Source organism: Paenibacillus konkukensis, assembly GCF_023523925.1.
In the GTDB taxonomy this organism is placed as follows: Bacteria; Bacillota; Bacilli; order Paenibacillales; family NBRC-103111; genus Paenibacillus_S; species Paenibacillus_S doosanensis.
On record NZ_CP027059.1, the window covers coordinates 2727771 to 2747894 of the forward strand.

The 20124-nt window shown below is 52.3% G+C and carries 20 protein-coding genes; 6 read left to right on the forward strand and 14 right to left on the reverse strand.

The genetic code is table 11. From position 1 onward, the window contains the following. Positions 1–189: 189 nt before the first annotated feature. Positions 190–1281 (reverse strand): HD-GYP domain-containing protein, encoded by a 1092-nt coding sequence (locus tag SK3146_RS11610; RefSeq protein ID WP_249865230.1) that lies wholly within the window; start codon positions 1279–1281, stop codon positions 190–192. A 246-nt stretch (positions 1282–1527) separates the two neighbouring features. Here SK3146_RS11610 and SK3146_RS11615 point away from each other — a divergent pair, with 246 nt between their 5' ends. Then, positions 1528–2343 (forward strand): undecaprenyl-diphosphate phosphatase, encoded by an 816-nt coding sequence (locus SK3146_RS11615; protein WP_249865231.1) that lies wholly within the window; start codon positions 1528–1530, stop codon positions 2341–2343. Positions 2344–2503: 160 nt separating this feature from the next. Here the strand turns inward: SK3146_RS11615 and SK3146_RS11620 are convergent, their stop codons facing one another. Then, entirely contained in the window at positions 2504–3262 is a 759-nt protein-coding gene (locus SK3146_RS11620; RefSeq protein ID WP_249865232.1) for an SDR family oxidoreductase, read from the reverse strand. Between the two features lie 213 nt (positions 3263–3475). Between SK3146_RS11620 and SK3146_RS11625 the strand changes: the two genes are divergently transcribed. Further along, positions 3476–4090, forward strand: coding sequence for a TetR/AcrR family transcriptional regulator (locus tag SK3146_RS11625; RefSeq protein WP_249865233.1), 615 nt, complete (start codon positions 3476–3478; stop codon positions 4088–4090). A 384-nt stretch (positions 4091–4474) separates the two neighbouring features. Here the strand turns inward: SK3146_RS11625 and SK3146_RS11630 are convergent, their stop codons facing one another. Beyond that, positions 4475–5911, reverse strand: a complete 1437-nt coding sequence (locus SK3146_RS11630) for a bifunctional metallophosphatase/5'-nucleotidase (RefSeq protein WP_249865234.1) — start codon at positions 5909–5911, stop codon at positions 4475–4477. A 36-nt stretch (positions 5912–5947) separates the two neighbouring features. Further along, positions 5948–6412, reverse strand: a complete 465-nt coding sequence (locus SK3146_RS11635; RefSeq protein WP_249865235.1) for a molybdopterin-binding protein — start codon at positions 6410–6412, stop codon at positions 5948–5950. 124 nt (positions 6413–6536) lie between these two features. On the opposite strand from SK3146_RS11635, the gene SK3146_RS35010 reads away from it, so the two are divergent. The 3 genes from SK3146_RS35010 to SK3146_RS11655 all read left to right on the forward strand — a co-directional run bounded on the left by SK3146_RS35010 (position 6537) and on the right by SK3146_RS11655 (position 9555). Continuing rightward, complete coding sequence (locus SK3146_RS35010; RefSeq protein WP_283942818.1) at positions 6537–7226, forward strand: molybdenum cofactor biosynthesis protein; 690 nt, start codon at positions 6537–6539, stop codon at positions 7224–7226. A gap of 32 nt (positions 7227–7258) precedes the next feature. Beyond that, positions 7259–8341 (forward strand): ThiF family adenylyltransferase, encoded by a 1083-nt coding sequence (locus SK3146_RS11650; RefSeq protein WP_249865236.1) that lies wholly within the window; start codon positions 7259–7261, stop codon positions 8339–8341. A gap of 155 nt (positions 8342–8496) precedes the next feature. Continuing rightward, positions 8497–9555: an HD-GYP domain-containing protein gene (locus SK3146_RS11655; RefSeq protein ID WP_249865237.1), complete on the forward strand. Its 1059-nt coding sequence runs from the start codon at positions 8497–8499 to the stop codon at positions 9553–9555. Between the two features lie 97 nt (positions 9556–9652). Here the strand turns inward: SK3146_RS11655 and SK3146_RS11660 are convergent, their stop codons facing one another. The 8 genes from SK3146_RS11660 to SK3146_RS11695 all read right to left on the reverse strand — a co-directional run bounded on the left by SK3146_RS11660 (position 9653) and on the right by SK3146_RS11695 (position 17619). Beyond that, positions 9653–10594 (reverse strand): iron-hydroxamate ABC transporter substrate-binding protein, encoded by a 942-nt coding sequence (locus SK3146_RS11660; protein ID WP_249865238.1) that lies wholly within the window; start codon positions 10592–10594, stop codon positions 9653–9655. A gap of 396 nt (positions 10595–10990) precedes the next feature. Beyond that, positions 10991–11470: a hypothetical protein gene (locus tag SK3146_RS11665; protein ID WP_249865239.1), complete on the reverse strand. Its 480-nt coding sequence runs from the start codon at positions 11468–11470 to the stop codon at positions 10991–10993. 167 nt (positions 11471–11637) lie between these two features. Further along, positions 11638–13035 carry a Fe-S cluster assembly protein SufB gene (sufB, locus tag SK3146_RS11670; RefSeq protein ID WP_249865240.1) on the reverse strand — a complete coding sequence of 466 codons (1398 nt, stop codon included), beginning with the start codon at positions 13033–13035 and terminating at the stop codon, positions 11638–11640. Between the two features lie 35 nt (positions 13036–13070). Continuing rightward, the gene (gene sufU, locus SK3146_RS11675) at positions 13071–13499 is read right to left on the reverse strand and encodes a Fe-S cluster assembly sulfur transfer protein SufU (RefSeq protein WP_249865241.1); all 429 of its coding nucleotides are present in this window, start codon (positions 13497–13499) and stop codon (positions 13071–13073) included. Further along, positions 13486–14712, reverse strand: coding sequence for a cysteine desulfurase (locus SK3146_RS11680; protein ID WP_249865242.1), 1227 nt, complete (start codon positions 14710–14712; stop codon positions 13486–13488). The genes sufU and SK3146_RS11680 overlap by 14 nt, the downstream gene beginning before the upstream one ends. Continuing rightward, positions 14709–16013 carry a Fe-S cluster assembly protein SufD gene (gene sufD / locus SK3146_RS11685; RefSeq protein WP_249865243.1) on the reverse strand — a complete coding sequence of 435 codons (1305 nt, stop codon included), beginning with the start codon at positions 16011–16013 and terminating at the stop codon, positions 14709–14711. Before sufD ends, SK3146_RS11680 begins: the two co-directional genes overlap by 4 nt. Positions 16014–16038: 25 nt before the next feature. Further along, positions 16039–16869: a Fe-S cluster assembly ATPase SufC gene (gene sufC / locus SK3146_RS11690; protein ID WP_249865244.1), complete on the reverse strand. Its 831-nt coding sequence runs from the start codon at positions 16867–16869 to the stop codon at positions 16039–16041. A gap of 174 nt (positions 16870–17043) precedes the next feature. Further along, positions 17044–17619: a DUF1802 family protein gene (locus SK3146_RS11695; RefSeq protein ID WP_249865245.1), complete on the reverse strand. Its 576-nt coding sequence runs from the start codon at positions 17617–17619 to the stop codon at positions 17044–17046. A gap of 174 nt (positions 17620–17793) precedes the next feature. Between SK3146_RS11695 and SK3146_RS11700 the strand changes: the two genes are divergently transcribed. Next, complete coding sequence (locus tag SK3146_RS11700) at positions 17794–17967, forward strand: asparagine synthase (RefSeq protein ID WP_249865246.1); 174 nt, start codon at positions 17794–17796, stop codon at positions 17965–17967. Between the two features lie 100 nt (positions 17968–18067). Here the strand turns inward: SK3146_RS11700 and SK3146_RS11705 are convergent, their stop codons facing one another. Together SK3146_RS11705 and SK3146_RS11710 are read right to left on the reverse strand one after the other, a co-directional pair. Continuing rightward, on the reverse strand, positions 18068–19726 hold the full coding sequence (locus SK3146_RS11705) for an S-layer homology domain-containing protein (RefSeq protein WP_249865247.1): 1659 nt from the start codon (positions 19724–19726) through the stop codon (positions 18068–18070). 181 nt (positions 19727–19907) lie between these two features. Beyond that, complete coding sequence (locus tag SK3146_RS11710; RefSeq protein WP_249865248.1) at positions 19908–20096, reverse strand: hypothetical protein; 189 nt, start codon at positions 20094–20096, stop codon at positions 19908–19910. Positions 20097–20124: the final 28 nt, after the last annotated feature.

Below are 20124 nucleotides of genomic sequence, written 5' to 3' on the forward strand. Positions count from 1 at the left end.
ACTCTTTAAAAGTATTTTACCACCTATTGTATCGTATGACGCATCAAAATGAAACTAATCCGCGCAAATCCGGCTGCGGCGCAGCGTCTTTCGCCTCAGCTAACTTGCGGACAACAAAAAAACCCGAGCATCCCGGGCTTACATTACCAGTGGCTATTTGAGATTGCAGCCATACGGCCCGCTGCATTCTTAATCTTCGTCGTTCACTCCGGCAATCATGACGGACAGCTTCTGCGACAAATCCAGATCGAAAGGAGCTTGCAGCTCCTGCCCTTCTTCATCCTTCAGGATGCGCACGATGGGGCGGTGCGGAAACAGCTTGTTAAGCCCGACGACCGTCCCGGCTTCGCCCGTGCTTAACGTTACGGTAACGCCGATCGGATAAATGGCGATTTTGTCCCGGAACAATTCGATCTTCGATTTCTCGTACAGCGTATCGACTCCGGTGTACAATATTTCCATCGCCTGATGCGGAAGCATCGCTTTGCGGTAAACGCGGTGCGTCGTCATCGCATCGTAAGAATCTACCAGCCCGATCCAACGGGCGTAATCATGAATGTCGCGGCCCTCTATTCCGCGGGGATAACCGCTGCCGTTCAGCCGTTCATGATGCTGAAAGGCGCAGTGCGCGGCGATAAGAGGGATGTTCGGCTCATCCTTCAAAATGCGGAAGCCGTACTCCGCATGCTTCTTAATGCAGCTGAATTCGTCGTCGGTCAGCTTGCCGCTTTTCCTCAGCAGATCAAGCGGAATCTGCGTTTTGCCGATATCGTGCAGCAGCGCGCCGAGACCGAGCGTCATCAGCTCGTCCCTGTTGTAGCCGTGAGCCATCCCGAGCATCGTCGAATAAATGCACACGTTCAAGGAATGCTGGAATAAATAGTCGTCCATGACGCTGATGTCGGTCAGCATAATCATCGCATCCTTATGGCCGCTCAAATCGTCGATAATCAGCTTCATGACGCTGCCGAACGCCTTGCCGAGCTGCAAGCCGCCGTTCGCCTTTCTTTTGACCGAATCTTCCATAATCGTCCGAAACGTCGAACGGATCTCGGAGGTCGCTCTCATTCTCGTTTCTTCAGTAATCATATCCTCAATAATCACGTCGCTGGTTCTAGGATCATCTATGTATACATAATCAATTCCGTGCTCGCCTAACCGCCGGATTAAGTTTTGTGATAATTCCACACGTTCCCCAAGAAGGGTTAAGCCTTCTTCGTTATAAATTTTTCTCCCGAGCCTCATCCCGGGGCGAACCATATTCAATGGAAGCAGCCGCATTCCTAAACCACGTCTTCTTTCTTCAGAAGTAGACAACCGTCTATGCCTAATTTAAAGGATTCCTCTAAAAAGAGCAATATCTATTTACATAATTCGACATTCGCGCGAATTATCCTGTCGATCTTCCGTCCTATTGTTCAAAAAATCAAAATATGAAGATTATATGTAGGCCCAAGTTGGTATTGTCGGACACCCGGTTACAGGCTAAAATAGAAGAGTTCGCACAAAAAAAGGTAGGAGGCCGTTATGTTAAGTTATTGGGTTGCAATTATTATGGGTATAGTCGAAGGGCTTACCGAATTTTTACCTGTGTCTTCTACGGGACACCTCATTTTGACCCAAGCGCTTCTGGGAATCCCTGAGGATAACTCCATCATGAAAACGTTCGAGGTGGTCATTCAGCTCGGAGCTATCTTGGCCGTTGTCGTCATTTATTGGAACCGCATATTGCTGCTGTTCGGCTTGAAGAAAGACCCTTCCCGCGCCGGAAAGAAAAAGCTGAATTTAATCCATATTTTGATCGGAATATTGCCTGCGGGTATCATCGGACTGCTCGTTAACAATTGGATCGAGGAGCATCTGTTCTCGCCGAAAACCGTCCTGCTCAGCCTAATCGTCGGCGGCGTGCTGCTGATTATTGCGGAGAAGTCCTCATCGCGCAAAACCGCTCAAGAATTGGATGATATAACGTACCGTCAAGCGTTTTATATCGGTTTGTATCAAATTTTGGCCGTTATTTGGCCAGGCTTCTCCCGCTCCGGAGCAACGATTGCCGGAGGGATGCTTTCGGGCGTCAGCCGCGGCGCTTCGGCGGATTTCACGTTCATTCTCGCCATACCGCTGATGTTTGCGGCGTCAGGACTGTCGCTGATTAAATCGTACAAACTGTTTACGCCAGACATTATCGGATTTTTCGCAGTCGGTTTCGTCGTATCGTTCATTGTGGCGCTACTGGCCGTCGTCACGTTCATCAAACTCGTGTCCAGAATGCAGCTCACCTACTTCGCTTATTACCGTTTTGTGATCGCGATTTTGTTCGCCATCTATTTCTTTATGATGTAACGCCGGTTCACCCCGGCAGCATGCCATGAAAAAAGAACCGTCCCGACTCCGTAGACTCTTCTTCTATGCCGGCTTAGGCCGGCAAGGGAGGGAGCTCCACGATTCGCGGACGGTTCTTTTTGTTGGGTTAGGCCGGCATTCTCTGCCGGACACGGCTATTTTAGTAAGCGGTCCAACCGGCATCCGCCGTTACGACCGTTCCGTTGACGAAGCTGGCGTCGTCCGAGGCGAGGAATAGCGCCACTTTGGCGATTTCCTGCGGCTCTCCGGAACGGGGGTTCAAGTTGATGCCCGCCATTGCCCGCTCCATTCCGAATGAATTCGGCGTATTGATCGTTGTGCCGATATTGGTATTCACTCCCCCCGGAGCAATCGCGTTGCAGCGGATGCCCAGGTTCGCATATTGAAAACCAACGTTTTTGGTGAAGCCGACGACGGCATGCTTGGCCGCCGTATAAGCCGCTCCGGCCCGTGAGCCGTACAGCCCGCCTGCGGAGGCTACATTGACGATAACGCCGCTTTTTTTCTCGATAAAGATCGGAAGCACCTTCCGAGTCGCCCTCATCGGACCTGTCGTATTAATAGCGAAAACTCTCTCCCACAGCTCGTCCGTCACGTCGGCGGCCGGAACGAAATTATCCATAATCCCAGCGTTATTGACAAGAATATCCACCGTTCCGAATTGTTTCATCGCTGTATCGATCAAGTTCTGAATGTCTTCTTCTTTGGCCACGTTGGCCGCTACCGCAATCGCCGTGCCGCCCCCCGCTTCAATGCCGGATACGACGGTTTGCGCCGTTTCGTCCCGAAGATCGGAAACGACGACCTTCGCTCCTTCCGCGGCAAAAAGCTCCGCGATGGCTTTGCCCATACCTGACGCCGCTCCTGTAATTACAGCCACTTTTCCGGAAAGTCTCATCTTGAATCCCTCCATGGTTTATTATTTGAATTCAACCAAGTATAAATTCGAACTCATCAAATAATTAAACGTACAGATGTTGTATACAGAACATCTGTTACTTCAAGTATAATAGAGCGAGAGGGAATTACAATCATCAAAGAACGGCGATTTGACAGCTAACCGACAAAACAAGTCATTTTGTTCAATAACTCGCAAAGGGATGATTTTGCAATGAAGGAAATCAATAAAAAACCGGATCGACGCATCCTGCGCAGTAAAAGCGCCTTAAGGGAAGCGCTGCTGGGATTAATGTCGCAAAAGCCTTTCACCTCCATCTCCATCACGGAAATCGTCGAGCAGGCCAACTATAACCGGGGCACGTTCTACTCCAATTACGAAAGTAAAGAAGCTTTGCTTGACGACGTTATCTCGGAATTGATCGGCCGGCTGCTGCAATCGTACCGGGCGCCTTATGAAAGCGCGGAAGTGTTCCGCATCAGCGAAATGGCCGCTAACTCCGTAATGATCTTCCAGCATGTTTTCGAAAACGCCAAAATATACGCCATATTAATGAAAAGCGACGTGCTCCCGGTTTTAAGGGAAAAAATGTTTATCGCTCTCAAGCAAATCTCCCAGGAAGAATTAGTTCATCCCGAACACGACATCGATCAGGAGCTGCTTGCCATCTATTCGATTCACGCGCTGCTCGGCCTCGTCTTCTATTGGGTGGAGAGCGGCTTCAAGCATCCTACATCCTATATGCAGGAACAGCTGATCAAGCTGATTCGTTGGCGGCCGTCCGATGCTAGAACGGTGGTAGTGAAGCGGGCGGAGGATCTCCGGTGAGAACACTTTCGCCCGTGCCGCTCTATGATGACGGCCAAGCTGCGCGGCTGGATTGCCCATATTCCAATATCACATTCTTATCTAGGATGGGAACAAATCCCCCAAAAGCCATCCATGCCGCCGACGCGGCACCACAGACAATGGAAATGGGGTACCAAGAGTAATTTCCAGGGTAGTGACGTGATGCTCTGAAGCTTATTCCGTCCGCATCCGGCTTCAGCTGGATCGGCGTCTAACCCTTCCTCTGGGATCGTTCTATGGGTAGGCTTTACTTTCGGGGGAGTCCCCGGATTTCCACAGGATATGGCTGCGCATCATTTCCTAAACAACTAAAAAAAACCGGCCTTGCGGCCAGGTTTGGTCTTAACCCATACGTGCGCGGAGCTATACCGCATGCCACCGTTTCACGGCGCCTTCCCGGATCGCTTCAGGAAGATGAAGCTCCTGCACGATAATATCGCGGATAAACTCAGGCAAGAAATATTCGACTTGGCTGCCCTGCGCCAACGATAAGTAACCTTTGCCGAACGTGAACATATCGATCGTCCCGACGATGTACTCTTTCTCAGGGACAAGCGGCTGCGAGCCTGCGAGCGCCCTGCGTATTTTCGCCATATCCGGCGCCTTCGGATCGTATTCCACCCGCAAGCCGTCCAAATTGAGCATGCCCAGCACCTTACCCCGGAACCCGAAGCCGTAAATCGGCATCTCCTTAAATTCGGGCAGCAGCGATTCCTCCAGCGCCTTCAAGAGATGCTCGCCCTTGATCCGAATCCGGCACGGATTGATCGGGGAAGGACAAATCTCAAGCAGCCTTCCGGCGGTTACGGGCCCCGCCTTCAAACCGTCCAGAAACTGCCCGGCATTGACGATCCCGATGTCCGCCCCCGTCCATCGCCGAAGGGCGGCAGCAAGCATATTGCCGAGAGGGGCTTCCGTGTTCCATTCCGACGGCAGAGATTGCGGCAAATAAGCGACCTCGCGGTCGAGCATGCTCGCGGCATCGGCCTTGCAGCGTTGCGCCAGCTCCAGCACGGCCGGATCGGCGGCCTCCTCCGCCATGGAGCGCACATAGCCGGAGGAACGGATCGGCTTACGGCTGACGGGGTCCAGCTCCAAATCGACGACGCCTATATATTGGCCGAATTTGCCTGCTCCGCATACCAGCGATTGCCCGATGCGCAGCGGCTGCTCCAGCAAATGATGGCTATGTCCGCCCAAAATGACGTCGATCCCCGGGATATCCACCGCAATCCGTTCGTCCAGCTTAAGTCCGAGATGAGAAAGAAGGACGAGCACATCGACCTGAGGGCGAAGTTTGCCGGCCCAGAACTGCACGGAGGCAAACGGATCTTGAACCGTCCAGCCGAGCAGCCGATAAAATTCATGATAATAAGCGGTAACGCCGATTAACCCTATCGAGATACCCGATTTGACAATAATATGATACGGTGCCATCCACGACGGCGGACTCCCTGTCTCTGTCTCCACCAGATTGCCGCACAGCATCTTCAGATCCGGGCGGCTGCCGTATAGCTCGGCCAGCGCCTCCCTCGTCAAGGTCAAGCCTTCATTATTGCCCAGCGTCATCGCCTCATAGCCTGTCGCGGACATCATATCCAGGTTGAAGCCGCCGGCGCTTGCCTCGGTTTCCGGGCGCATCCGGTCGAGATGATCCCCAATATCGACTGTGAGCGTATGCTCTTCCCCCGCCTCGGCGCGAAGCTTCTTGAATGCGGCGGCAATCGCCGGCATTTGTTCAAAATGGCTGTGGATATCGTTCGAATGAAGGATACGCAGCCGCAAAGGCGTTGCATTCATATTCCCCGGCCTCCCCGTCGTAACGGCACATTGTTATTATTTGCGCAGCCGCAAGTCTTCCGGACTTACGACGTTCTTAAAACCGTAGCTCGCTTCGTCCGCCTTCTCGCTGTAAAGAAAACGGATCGTAACGATACTTTTCACATTGAGGCATTCGCTGCTTCCGTCGGGCACGTATAGCCGGATCGGAAATCCTTTGTGCAGCGGCTTGCCGTCCTGCTCATACAGAAATACGGCTTGATCCAGCTGGGACCACGGTATGGTCGCCTGAAATTCATCGGCCGCCTCCACCCTCATCAAGGCAGGTTCCTGCTCCTGCCCCGGTAACGCCTTTCGCTGTTTGGTCCAGGCGCGGTACCAGGACTTCAGCTCGAACGCTTGTCCGCTGACTCCGGGAACCCGCTCCTGAAGCGGCAAATGCACGGGAGCGGCAGCGCTCATTTCGGTTGCTGTATATTGCCCGTATCCATGTTTTTCATCATATACGGTTATATTCATCATGATCCCTCCTTCACTTGAATAGCCTATAGGTCCGGCAGGCACATCGGTATTACGAAACCCCTCTATTATATCACTATTGCTCGAAGTTATGGTATGCTGTAATAAAACCGTTGGAGTGGATGGAATGAACCTGCAAATCTATGTTTTCGCCGGTTTGGCCGAGCTGCTGGGCGGATCGGCGGTATCCCTGGAATGGGAGGATAACGCCCTTCTGACCCCTGCCTTGCTTAAGCGGCGGCTGGCGGCTCTGTATCCTCAGGCCGCTCCCTTTCTTGCGCAAGCATTTGTCGCGGTAAACCACAGTTATGCTCCGGAGGATCAGGAGCTCACCGCGCATGATGAGATCGCCTTGATCCCGCCGGTTTCGGGTGGCGAGCTCCAGCTGATTGAGATCACCTACGAACCGATTTCCGTAGAGCAGGTGACCGCCAAAGTGCTTCATCCTAATCACGGAGCAGCGCTGACGTTCACGGGGACAACCCGCGAATGGACGCACGGTAAGCGGACTTCCTTGCTCGAATATGAAGCCTATGAACCGATGGCGATCAAAACGATGGAGCAAATTGCCCGGGAAATCAGCGAGCGCTGGGAAGGCGCTTTATGTGCCATCACTCATCGTCTCGGCAAAGTCGATATCGGCGAGATCAGCGTCGTCATCGCCGTCTCTGCGCCGCACCGGGACGCCGCTTACGAAGCAAGCCGGCATGCTATCGAACGATTGAAGCAAATCGTGCCGATCTGGAAAAAAGAAATATGGGAAGACGGCTCCGAATGGAAAGGCCATCAGCTCGGGCCGTGGAACCCGTTGGTATAGAGAGATAAGGAGATAAGGAGCGAACCGCCACCATGAACAATCACGATCATGCCAATGAACCTACTGCTGCCTCGGCATCTCCCGCGGCAGCCGAAAGATATTCGCGCCAGCTGCTGTTCGCGCCCATCGGCGAGCAGGGACAAGCCCGGCTGATGCAATCGCGCGTCGCCATCGTCGGCATGGGCGCTCTCGGCACGGTCCTGGCGAACCATATGGTCCGTGCCGGCGTAGGCTTCGTCCGACTCATCGACCGCGATTTCGTCGAGGCGAGCAATCTGCAGCGCCAAATGCTCTACGATGAAGCCGACGCCGACGCATCGGTCCCCAAAGCGATGGCCGCGGCCAAACGGCTGCAGGAGGCCAACTCGCTCGTAACGCTGGAGCCGGTCGTCGCCGACCTCCATGCCGCCAACGCCGAATCGCTCTTGACCGGCGTCGATCTGATTCTGGACGGCACGGATAACTTTGCCGTCCGCTTCCTCATTAATGACGTGAGCCTGAAGCACGGCATCCCATGGATTTACGGCGGCGCGGTCAGCTCCCGCGGCGTATCGATGACCGTCGTTCCGGGAGAGACGCCCTGCCTGCGCTGCATGTTCGGGCAGGCTCCCGCCCAAGGAACGACCGAGACCTGCGATACGGCCGGGGTCATCGGGCCGATCATCCATACGGTGGCTTCGCATCAGGCCACCGAAGCGTTCAAGCTGTTGGTCGGGGCCCATGCCCAGCTGAACCGCAAGATGATCCACTGGGATCTGTGGTATAACCAGCACGCCGCCGTGGACGTGAGCAAAGCCCGCAAGGCGGACTGTCCGGCCTGCGGGCAAGGACATTACGAATATTTGCAGCAGGAAGCCGGAGAGGACACGATCCAAACCTTGTGCGGCCGCAATTCGGTGCAAATTCAGCCGGTAGTCCCCGCTTCGTTCCGGCTCGCCGATTGGGCCGACAAATGGAAGCCGCTCGGCCGCGTGGAGCTGAACCCGTTCCTGCTCAAGTTCCATCCCAGCGACAATATGACATTGGTGCTGTTCTCCGACGGCCGGCTGCTCGTACAAGGAACCGACGACCCTGTAACAGCCAAAAGCTTATACAGCCGGTATATCGGCATGTAACGGTTAAGGCGGCAGACCTTAGACAGGGCTGCCGCCTTCTTCTCTTTTTTCGACAAAATCGCTAAATTGCTGTTGCCATTATAATGCATTCTTGATACGATGACATTATATGCCGTTTAGCGCTTTAAAGCATATTGTGGTAGGGAGGGACGGCTTTGAGAATTTCTGTCATGGATTTACAAGTTGGGGATCGCACCGGTTCGGATGTCTTTAATTGGAACGGACTCCTTGTCGTTTCCGCACATACCGTACTGAATGCCGATGATATTGACAAACTGCAGCTGCACAGCGTCGATTACGTCGATATCATGATGAGACAAGATAGCCCGGCCCCGGACGAAGTAAAAGCGGCAACCGGGAAGCTGCAGCAGGAGCCCTTTTCCCAAACGGCAGCCTATGAAGAAGCGGTCGGCGGCATTAAACAGCTGTTCTGGCAAATGTCCGAACAAGGACAGCTGCGCGAAGAACAGGTAGACCAGTGCTTTGCTCCTTTAGCTAACCATTTCGAGAAGGAACGGGATGTCGTCTCGCTGCTGCTTACCTTGAATAACAAGGACGACTACACATACCAGCATAGCGTGCAGGTCGGTATGATCTCCTATTACATAGCCAAGTGGCTCGGACAGAGCGAGGAGGAAGCGATTGTTGCAGGCAAAGCTGGCTATTTGCACGATATCGGCAAAAGCCGCATCGACAATGCGATTTTGCAAAAGCCCGGCCCTTTAACGGAAGAAGAATTCGAAATCGTTAAGCGCCACGCCCAATACGGGTACGATATGATTATAGGATCGAACCTGCCGAAGCCGCTAGCTCTGGCTGCCCTGCAGCACCATGAACGGTTGGACGGATCGGGCTACCCGGGAGGGCTTCGCGGCAATGATATTTATCCGCTCGCCAGAATCGTGTCGGTGGCGGACGTGTACAGCGCCATGATCTCCAATAGAGTGTACCGGCATAAGCAGGATCTGCTGCTCGTGTTAAAAGAACTGCACCGGCTGAGCTTCGAGAAGCTCGATCCGACGGTCACTCAAGTGTTCATTCGGCATATGATCCCGAATTTCATCGGCAAACGCGTCTTATTGAGCAGCGGTGAAAGCGGTGTCATTATCATGACGCATCCTACCGATTTCTTCAAACCGCTCGTGCAAATCGGAGATACGTTCATCAATCTGTCGGACACGCCGGATCTCGACGTTAAGGAAATTTATATGTAGGACACGCCTATTAAACGGCATCCGAAGCATCGAATAGAAAAACGATACGTTCAAACCAAAAAGCGCGGCTCCCTATCAGGACATCGCGCTTCCATTATTATTCGAGGAAACCTTTCTTGAAAATACCCAGCAAATATTCGAGCGTGATCGGATCGCTGTATGAGGAAGCTTTCGTATTAATCTCAATGACATGATGGTTTTTGACGGCAGGGATGCCTTTCCATATTTCCGACTCCATGAACGACGCATCGCCTTCCGGATCTCTGCTAAGGACAATATAATCGCCCGCATATTCCGGAAGAACCTCTTTGGACAGCATATAATAGCCGGGTCCAAGCGCCTCTTTCTTGACCGGATCAGGCATATTCAGCCCCATCGCTTGATATAAAATCTCCGTGCCGCGCGCCCATTTGTCCCCGAATACATAAAAGCTTTTCGCATCCGTCTCAAACACCGAAACGGTGACGTTATCGCCGAGCTTCGCTTTAATTTCTTTGCCGGTCGCCCCCGCGCGCTGCTTGAAATCATCCACCCAGGCTTGCGCTTCCTTCTCTTTATTCAGCAGTTTGCCGATCTCGAGCTGCTGTTCCAAATAATCCAGCTTGCCCCATGTATAAACGACGGTAGGCGCAATTTTATTAAGCTCTGCAATATTTTTCATTTGGGCGCCCGCGATGATCAGATCCGGGTCCTGCGCCGTAATTTTCTCCAAATCCGCTTCCGATACGACCTCGACGCCATCGAGCTTTTTCGTGAACAACGGGTTCATTTTGGTCCACTGATCCACCCCGACGAGCGTTCCCTCGAGCGCCAGCACATTCGGCGCATTGGTCAAGGCGACAATCCGCTTCGGACTTGCCGGGACCTCCACCGGCCCCCGCTCGGATTGATAAGTGATCTTGCCGGACTCTTTGGAATCCGCAGCCGATGCGGAGCCATCCTGCGAAGGCGCGCTCTCAGGATTGCCGGCCTGGCTCCCGCATGCGCTGGATACGACCATCAATAGCAGGATCATAGGGATTAGCAGCTTGTTTTTCATATTCCATTCTCCTTGTGTTGGATTGCAGAAATCAATAATCGATAATGATTATCAATATCAAATTCTTTTATACTATAATATTCTCATCCAACGGTTGTCAAATGGGGTCTGGATTCAAGCGACTTTTTAGCAAAGAACAAATCCCCCAAAAGCCATCCATGCCGCCGACGCGGCACCACAGACAATGGAAATGGGGTACCAAGAGTAATTTCCAGGGTAGTGACGTGATGCTCTGAAGCTTATTCCGTCCGCATCCAGCTTCAGCTGGATCGGCGTCTAACCATTCCTCTGGGATCGTTCTATGGTTAGACATTACTTTCGGGGAGCCACGGATATCCACAGGAATTTGCTGCGCATCATTTCCTAAACAATAAAAAAACCACTCTCCCGAGTGATTCATTCCTTTAAGACAGCGTTCTTCGTTTGTTTCATTCGCTCATCAAAAAATTCTTTCATTTCCGGATCGTCAACAATATATTTTTTTTGCCCTCTTTTATCCGTTCTCGTTACATAAATTTCCTTGTCGTCATATTGAATTCGAACCTCTGTGTTGGATTGTAAATCAAACACAACTCCTGCAACGATGGCAGGGTTGACCTGCTGAACTTCTCTTACTTTGTCGGCCGGTACAGCGTTAAATAAGGTGCGAAATTGATCGGCTTCCTGTTTGCTTAAGCCGGCATCCTGTTGTTGAAAGGTCGTTCCCTTCAATACGACGACACCCATTCTTACGTTCTTCACTTCATCGGATTCGATGGTCTTATGAAGCATAGCAGCTTCTTCTTCCGGTTGCTGCAAAGGTTTAAAAAACATAATCCCTAATATTAAAGCTATCGCTACGATGAAAATAGCCGAAAATTTTGCTTTATTTCCCACGGACATGCCCTCCCCAATGAAACATTCATACCCTTATATCCAGCTTAGAAAAGCCCTATTATTGATTTTACCATAATTGCTTAATTTCGGCAGGGTTCTTTAGTAATGCTTCGCCTGATGCAAAAAAATACGCACCCGAAACCGGGCGCGCATTTGATATATACCTATTAACCGATGGAGCCTTCCATCTCGAACTTGATCAAGCGGTTCATCTCGACCGCATATTCCATCGGCAGCTCTTTGGTGAACGGCTCGATGAAGCCCATAACGATCATTTGAGTCGCTTCCGCTTCGGTCAAGCCGCGGCTCATCAGATAGAACAGTTGATCCTCGGATACTTTGGATACGGTAGCTTCATGCTCCAACGTTATGTTGTCGTTCATGATCTCGTTGTAAGGGATCGTATCCGACGTGGACTCTTTATCCATGATCAGCGTATCGCATTTGATGTTCGCCTTGGAGCCTGCGGAATTGCGTCCGAAGGAAGCGAGACCGCGGTACGTTACTTTACCGCCGTGCTTACTGATCGACTTGGATACGATCGTCGACGTCGTGTCGGGAGCCAAATGCGTCATTTTGGCGCCGGCGTCCTGATGCTGTCCGCGTCCGGCTACGGCGATGGAAAGCACCATCCCTTTAGCGCCGCGGCCCTTCAGCACAACCGCAGGATACTTCATCGTCAGCTTGGAGCCGATGTTGCCGTCAACCCATTCCATCGTGGCGTTTTCTTCGGCAACCGCGCGTTTGGTAACGAGGTTGTAAATGTTCGGCGCCCAGTTTTGGATCGTCGTGTAGCGGGCGCGGGAATTCTTCTTACAAATGATCTCAACGACCGCGCTGTGCAGCGAGTTCGTGCTGTAGATCGGAGCCGTACATCCCTCGACATAGTGCACGAAGCTGTCTTCGTCGGTAATGATCAGCGTGCGCTCGAATTGTCCCATGTTCTCGGAGTTGATCCGGAAGTACGCTTGCAGCGGAATTTCCACTTTGACGCCCTTCGGAACGTAAATAAAGCTTCCGCCCGACCATACCGCACTGTTCAACGCCGCGAATTTGTTGTCGCTCGGAGGAACGACCGTACCGAAGTATTCTCTGAACAATTCAGGATACTCTCTCAGCGCCGTGTCGGTATCGGTAAAGATAACGCCCTGCTCCTCAAGCTCTTTTTGCATGCTGTGATAAACGACCTCGGATTCGTACTGTGCGGATACGCCGGCCAAAAACTTTTGCTCCGCTTCAGGGATACCGAGCTTGTCGAACGTTTCTTTAATTTCCGTAGGAACCTCTTCCCACGTCTTGCCTTGCTTCTCGGACGGCTTTACATAGTACTGAATGTCGTTGAAATCCAGATCGTCCAGGTTGCCGCCCCAACGCGGCAAAGCCATCTTCTCGAATTGCTCCAGCGATTTCAGGCGAAAATCGAGCATCCATTCCGGCTCGCCCTTCATTCTGGAAATTTCTGCCACGATTTCGCAGGTCAAGCCTTTTCCCGTTTGGAAAACCGCTTTATGCTCGTCGCGAAAACCGTATTTATAATCTTCCATCTCCGGCATTTTTTTAGCCATCGTTCCAACCTCCCTAAGTCTGGGTCATTCTATCGTTACTGCTTGGCGTTAGCCTGTTCGATTCCTTTGCGAAGCGCGTTCCAGGCGAGGGTAGCGCATTTGATCCGGGCGGGAAATTTGTTCACTCCGGAGAGCGCCTCAATATCCTCGTACTCGAACTCCACAGCCTCGCCTTTCATCAATCCGGAAAACTTCTCCGCCATGGCGAGCGCTTCATCGAGCGTTTTGCCTTTGACGGCATCCGTCATCATCGATGCGGAGGAAAGGCTGATCGAGCAGCCTTCTCCGACGAATTTGGCGGCCTTGACGACTCCGTCCTCCACCTGCATTTGCAGCTGGATTTTATCGCCGCAAGTCGGATTGTTCAAGTCGATCGTAACGGCTTCCTCATCCAACGTGCCGCGGTTGCGCGGATTTTTATAATGATCCATAATGACTCTGCGGTATAAATCATCCAATTGCATGACCGAAGTACTCCTTTGTTTTGATTAGTGAAGCCACCAACCGGTCAATGTCATCTTCCGTATTATAAAGATAGAAGCTGGCGCGGGCCGTAGCCGAAACGTTCAGCCACCGCATGAGCGGCTGGCAGCAATGATGTCCCGCACGAACGGCGACGCCGTCGGCATCCAGCACGGTCGCCACATCATGAGGATGAACATCCCCCAGATTGAAGGTAACGGTTCCCGCGCGATGCTGCTTCGGCCCGTAAATCGTCAAATCCTCGATTTGCGACATACGATCGATCGCATATGCGGTGAGCTGCTGTTCGTGACGGAAAATCTCGTCCATTCCGATACTTTCCAGGAAATCGATCGCAGCTCCGAGACCGACGGCGCCGGCAATAATCGGCGTGCCTCCTTCGAACTTCCAAGGGAGCTCCTTCCATGTCGATTCATACAAATCGACATGATCGATCATTTCTCCGCCGTATTCGATCGGCTCCATATTTTGCAGCAGCGCCTTCTTGCCGTATAAGGCTCCGATTCCTGTCGGCGCGCACATTTTATGGCCGGATAACGCATAAAAATCGCAATCGAGATCCTGTACATCCACCTTCAAATGCGGCGTGCTTTGAGCGCCGTCAACGACCATCACGGCTCCGTGACGATGCGCAATAGCGGCAATCTCTTTGATCGGATTGATCACGCCGAGCACGTTCGAAACATAAGTGATCGCAACGACTTTCGTCCGATCGGAAATCGTCTGCTCCACATCCTCCAGCCGGATTGAGCCGTCGGGTTGAAGCGGAATATATTTTAAGACAGCGCCGGTCGCTTTGGCCGCCTGCTGCCATGGGATGAGATTGCTGTGATGCTCCATCGGCGTCAGTACGATTTCATCGCCTTCGCCGCAAGCGGAACGGGCATAACTGGAAGCAACAAGATTCAAGCTCGATGTCGTGCCGCGGGTAAAAATAATTTCTTCCGTCGACTTGGCATTGATGAACTTAGCGACTTTATTCCTTGCCCCTTCGTACGCATCGGTAGCCCGAGAGCCCAAGGTATGGACTCCCCGGTGCACGTTGGCGTTATCCTGCTCGTAATAACGTTTGACCGCTTCGATGACGGATACCGGCTTCTGCGAAGTGGCCGCCGAATCCAAATACACGAGCGGATGACCGTTCACTTCTTGATGCAGGATGGGGAACAGCTTCCGTATCTCAGCCGTGTTCATTGTCCGAGCTTCCTTTCTACAAGGCTTTGCAGCTGGGATTGAACTTTCTCCATCGGAATTTCCGAGACGACCGGAGCCAGGAAGCCGTAGATGACAAGACGCTGCGCTTCCTCCCGGGTAATACCGCGGGACATTAAATAATGAATTTGGTCCGGATTCACTTGGCCTACGCTCGCCGCGTGGCCTGCCTTAACGTCATCCTCGTCGATCAGAAGGATCGGGTTCGCGTCGCCGCGCGCCTTCGGACTCAGCATCAGCACCTTCTCGGTTTGCTGGCCGTTCGCGCCCGTAGCGGCCTTCTCGATCTTCGTGATGCCGTTGATAATCGCCGTCGATTCGTCGCGCATAACCGCGCGGGTAATCATATCGCTATTGGAGTTTTTGCCGAAGTGAATCGCGCGCGTCGTCACATTCAGCTTCTGATCGTTTGTCCCGACGCAGATGATCTTGGCATCGGAGTTCGATCCGTTGCCTTTGAGAACGGAAGTCGTATCGGACATAGCATTGCCATAGTTCATTTCGCCGATGACCCAGTTGATCATAGCATCATTTTCCACTACGGCGCGGCGGTACGTCAGATCGGTCACCGAATCGTTCAGGTTGTGCACCGAAGCGAAGTTGACGGTAGCGCCCGGCTTCACGACAACTTCCACGACGCCGTTTTGCACTAGGCTGTTCAAATTCCCTTCGGAAACGAAGTTATCCACATAAGTGACCGAAGCGTGCTGCTCGGCGACGATCAATACGTGCGGCGAGAAGCTGCTATCCGCATCATCGGTCAGGAACAGCGCTTGAACCGGCACTTGTACCTGCACGTCCTTGGGAACGTACAGGAATACGCCGCCGCTCCACATTGCGGTATGCAGCGCGGTCAGTTGGTTCTCGTCCTTGGCGACAACCGTTCCGAAATGGGCTTTCACCAAATCGGAATGCTGCTTCAGCGCTTCTTCGAGGCTGGTAAAAATGACGCCTTGCTTCGCCAGCTCCTCGGAAACTTTATGATAGACGATGCCGGCGTTTTTCTGCACAAGCAGGTTTTCGGCATTTTCTTCCTGCAGCAGCGCTTTAGCCGATTCCGGGAGCTGCTCCAGCGATGTCAAAGCGGCCACCGGTTTATAATTGCCGTAGGAACGAAGATTCCAGCGGTCGATTCTCGTTTTTTCCAATTTCGGTAATTCCAACGATCCGGCCAATTCCAGCGCTTCGGCGCGCAGGCTCGTCATCCATTCAGGCTCTTGTCTCGATTGGGACAGCTCCACGATGGTTTGCCGATCGATTGGAAGAATGGTTTGTGTACTCATGGTTTATTCCTCCGTCGTCGTAATATTAGTATTTGGGAGCTGTCGTGTTCATCGGAACCTTGAATTCCTCTTCTTCCTGTCCTACCGTCTCGTCTACGATTCCGAGCTCTTCCTTGATCCAGTCGTAGCCTTCGTTCTCCAGACGCTCAGCCAGTTCAGGACCGCCGGATTTTACAATGCGTCCTTGCATCATGACGTGAACGAAATCAGGCTTGATGTAGTTCAGCAAGCGCTGGTAGTGAGTGATGATCAGGAAGCCGCGGTCTTCGGTGCGCATAGCGTTAACGCCGGTAGCTACGATGCGCAGGGCGTCGATGTCAAGACCGGAGTCGATCTCGTCCAAAATAACGATGCTTGGCTCAAGCATCAGCATTTGCAAAATTTCGTTGCGTTTTTTCTCGCCGCCGGAGAAGCCTTCGTTCAAATAACGGTGCATGAACTCGGGATTCATTTCCAGTTCTTTCATCTTCGCTTCCATCTGACGGATGAATTTGATCAAAGAAATTTCGTTGCCTTCGCCGCGGCGAGCGTTGATGGCGCTGCGCAGGAAGTCGGCGTTCGTTACGCCGGCGATTTCGCTCGGATATTGCATAGCCAGGAACAGGCCTGCTCTAGCTCTCTCGTCGACGGCCATTTCGAGCACGTCTTCGCCGTTCAGCGATACGGAACCTTCTGTCACTTCATATTTAGGATGGCCCATGATCGTGGAAGCCAAAGTACTTTTACCGGTACCGTTAGGTCCCATGACGGCATGTACTTCGCCGCCTTTAATTTTCAGGCTCAAGCCTTTCAAAATCTCTTTGCCTTCGACAGTCGCTTTCAAACCGTCTATAATAAATTCCGGTGCATTTGCCATAGTTATTCTGCCTCCATTTGAATAAATCGTTAGATAGTTTCATTCTTACATAATAATCATTCTAAATTGATTCTCAATGATTCTCAATGTTACTACATTATATCGTACCAAGGCAAATGAATAAAGACCCATTTGGCTTATTTTTAAACTTTCATGTTTAGTAAGTAGGGTCACTTAACCCAGAGACGATTTGATTCGGGCAACGGCCGCCTCAAATTCGGCGTCGCTAAGCACAGGTTTGCGCCGGACTTCCTTCAGGGCGGCGTCCTTCAGCTGAATCCACGACTTGCATCCGTTATATTCGGGGACCACGGGAATCCGGACAGGTTCGGAGAGCTCGTAAATTCTGAGCAGCATCACGTGCAGCGGCTTCGCGCGCTTCCATTTCAATCTCTCTTCCGCAAAGGAATCGGTCCATATATGATATTCCGACAATTGGTTCAGTTGCTGCTGATCAGCGATCAAAATATCTTCGAACAGCTCCGCATAGCAGCGTATCGTCACCTCCGTATCCTGAGGGCTCCAGCCTTCCAGCGTTTTATCCAAATCCGCCTGATGCTCCGGCTTCATCCATTGCTTCTTCTGATGCTCGTATGTAGGGAATAAATAGAAGCTTTCGCTTTCTACCTGAAAATCTCGCGTTTCCTCGCGGATGCCGCCTTTACGCATAATAAGAATTTGCCGGCCGCTTCTCAGCGCTTCTACCGCTACGGCCCATTCTTTTAAAGCTGCTGGCTCAGTCTCCACCATTACTCCATCCTTTCCTTATATGGTCTTGTTTAATCTCTTTTTTTCCAAATAGCCTTAAAGCATATATTATAAGATTTCGGCCGTCTTCAAGCAACTGTTGGCAGGCATAAAACAAGCCCAAAAGCGCGATCATATACATGCGTCGCACAAACTCACTCGAGGAGGATGGACTTTATGAAAGAAGGACTCATTCCTGCTGTTTTGGGTACGGCCGTTACGGCTTCAGGTGTTGCGCTGCGGGGGAAATATCCGATGGCTGCCGCGGCGGTCGCGGGCTTTGGCCTCGCACATGTCGTGCTCGGTGCGATCGATTTGGTCGAGCACCGCAGAAACGGCAAAATGGAGTAGCCGTTCCGCGTATTGCAAAACCGGAGCGGAACGCCAAAAAGCCTAATGCAGAAATTGCGTTAGGTTTTTTGGGTTTGTTGTTCACTATAAAAACATGCCGTTACTTCAGTTCGTTCATCCCCTTTTCTTGCAGGTTGCGAATCAACTGCAGCGCTTCCGCTCTCGTCAAGACGTCCTGCCCGGCGAAGCCGGCTATGCCGTTATCCGTTTTGCCCGAAGCGTACGCCCGGTCTAACAAATAAAGAATCGCTTCTTCCTTCATGACGTCGGCTCCGTCGGCCGCAGCTACGATCTCCGCAGCCTTCTCCCGCGTTACAGGCAGACTGCGCATGTCCGTCTGCTCCGCTCCTTTGACCGGATACTTGTGCTCCCGGGCAAACTCGTATAACCCGTCCGACCAGCCGCCGCTTGCTTCCGCTGCCGGATTGTGACCGTAAGCCTTCAAAAGCATGCTTAGAAATTCCTCCTCGCTCACCCGCTTGTCAGGCTCGAACCGGCCGTCCGGATAGCCATCCACGATCTTCTTCCCTATAGCCCACCGCACGGTTTGTTCGGACCAATGACCTTTCGTATCGGAAAAACGGATATCCGCCGAACCGCCGGGCGAGCCCGGGGATTGTCCCGCAGAACCGGATGAATCGGTCTCCCTAGAATCCGGATACATTAGTTCCTGCTCAGGCGCGGAAGGTTCTTTCTGAGAGGACTGCGATGGCTTGTTGATGTAAAAGAAGCGGACGTCATATTGCAATTCCAATGTTTTGCCGTTTACGGGATTCAAGCCGCTCACTTTGACGGTGAATACATCGCCGTCCGCAATGCTCTCCAGCCCGATCGGGCGGAACGTCAGGCGAGTTACGTCCTTATCGATTGCGGTATCCAGGTAGCCGTCCGCGCCGCCGGTCGCACGGTTGGTCCACACATGCCGATCCGAATGGCGGGTAAGCTCTACGGTATATCCTTCCTTAGGACGGAAATCGGCGGAACTGAACGCCGAATGAAGACTGTAGGAGTTGAATAAAATAAGCCACCGGTTGCGGGGATCGAATACGTCGGCCGGGAAGCTGCCTTCCGCAGGATAAGCGATATAATTGCCGTCGGCAGGCTCCGAACTGGTCCCGCCCTCCAGGTTCATAACGGAATAGTAGCGGTACTGATCCTTCGGATCGGGGGCGAGCCCGAAGCCGATTCGTTGGATTCCCGGGTCCAGAATCCGGTAATAATCGTCTTGATTTCTTTGATCCGACGAGCTGCCCGCCGGGTTCATGTACATATCAACCGTATCCGCGAGTCTGTTTGACGATGGCTCTTTTAAAATAAAGGCGCTGCTCTTGCCCAGCCCCTCCACGGCTTGTTCGTAAAAGAAATCATCCATGTCGCCCGGTTTCTCCGGTTTGACGGATAGCTCGCCGTAAGTGGCGGCCGTCACCGAAGCGGCGTATTGCAACTGGCGTGACAATTCCTGAGACAGTTCCAGATTATCCGGCAATCTGGCAATGAAACGGTAAAAATTCGCTCTGGCTACCCCTCCCGCCAAATATTGCCCGTTCGCCTTCCCGAGATCGTATACGTCCTGCAATCGCGGCGTTTTCTCGAATGGAGCCGTTTTAAAATTATCAGGAGCATACTGCTTCCATTTGGCTCTAATATAGTCTTCATTGCGGACCTTCATGCCCGAATTCAGCGTTTCTGCATACCCTGCCGAAACACAGCTAAACGCCAGGCTGCAGCCCATCAGCAGGCTGAAGATAAGCTTTCCCAACTTGCACCAGCTCCTTTTCTTTTTCCTAGCCGAATTTCCAAATTTTATATTACCATATTTTGGACTGTGCATAAACGCAAAAAACACCCCGGTTAGGCTTACTTCGCAAGCGTCTTATGTTACATAAGGTACGCTGGAAGAAAAAGCTCAAATCGGGGCGTCATGGTAAGAACCTGGCTGTCTACTTACGGCTGCCGCCATGAACATAAGAGACTTGAGTATCGTGCATTCTGTCGAACTGCTGCTGGTTGGCCTTCATCGGATTCGAAGCGGCGGGGGCTCCCGCGTTCCCTTCCCCGCCGTAAGAGCTTAGGACAAGCACGACGCCGAGCGCAATCGCGATATACAGCGCTCTTGAAATGATCTTCATTGGACACCCCTTCCGGAAATCGTAAATT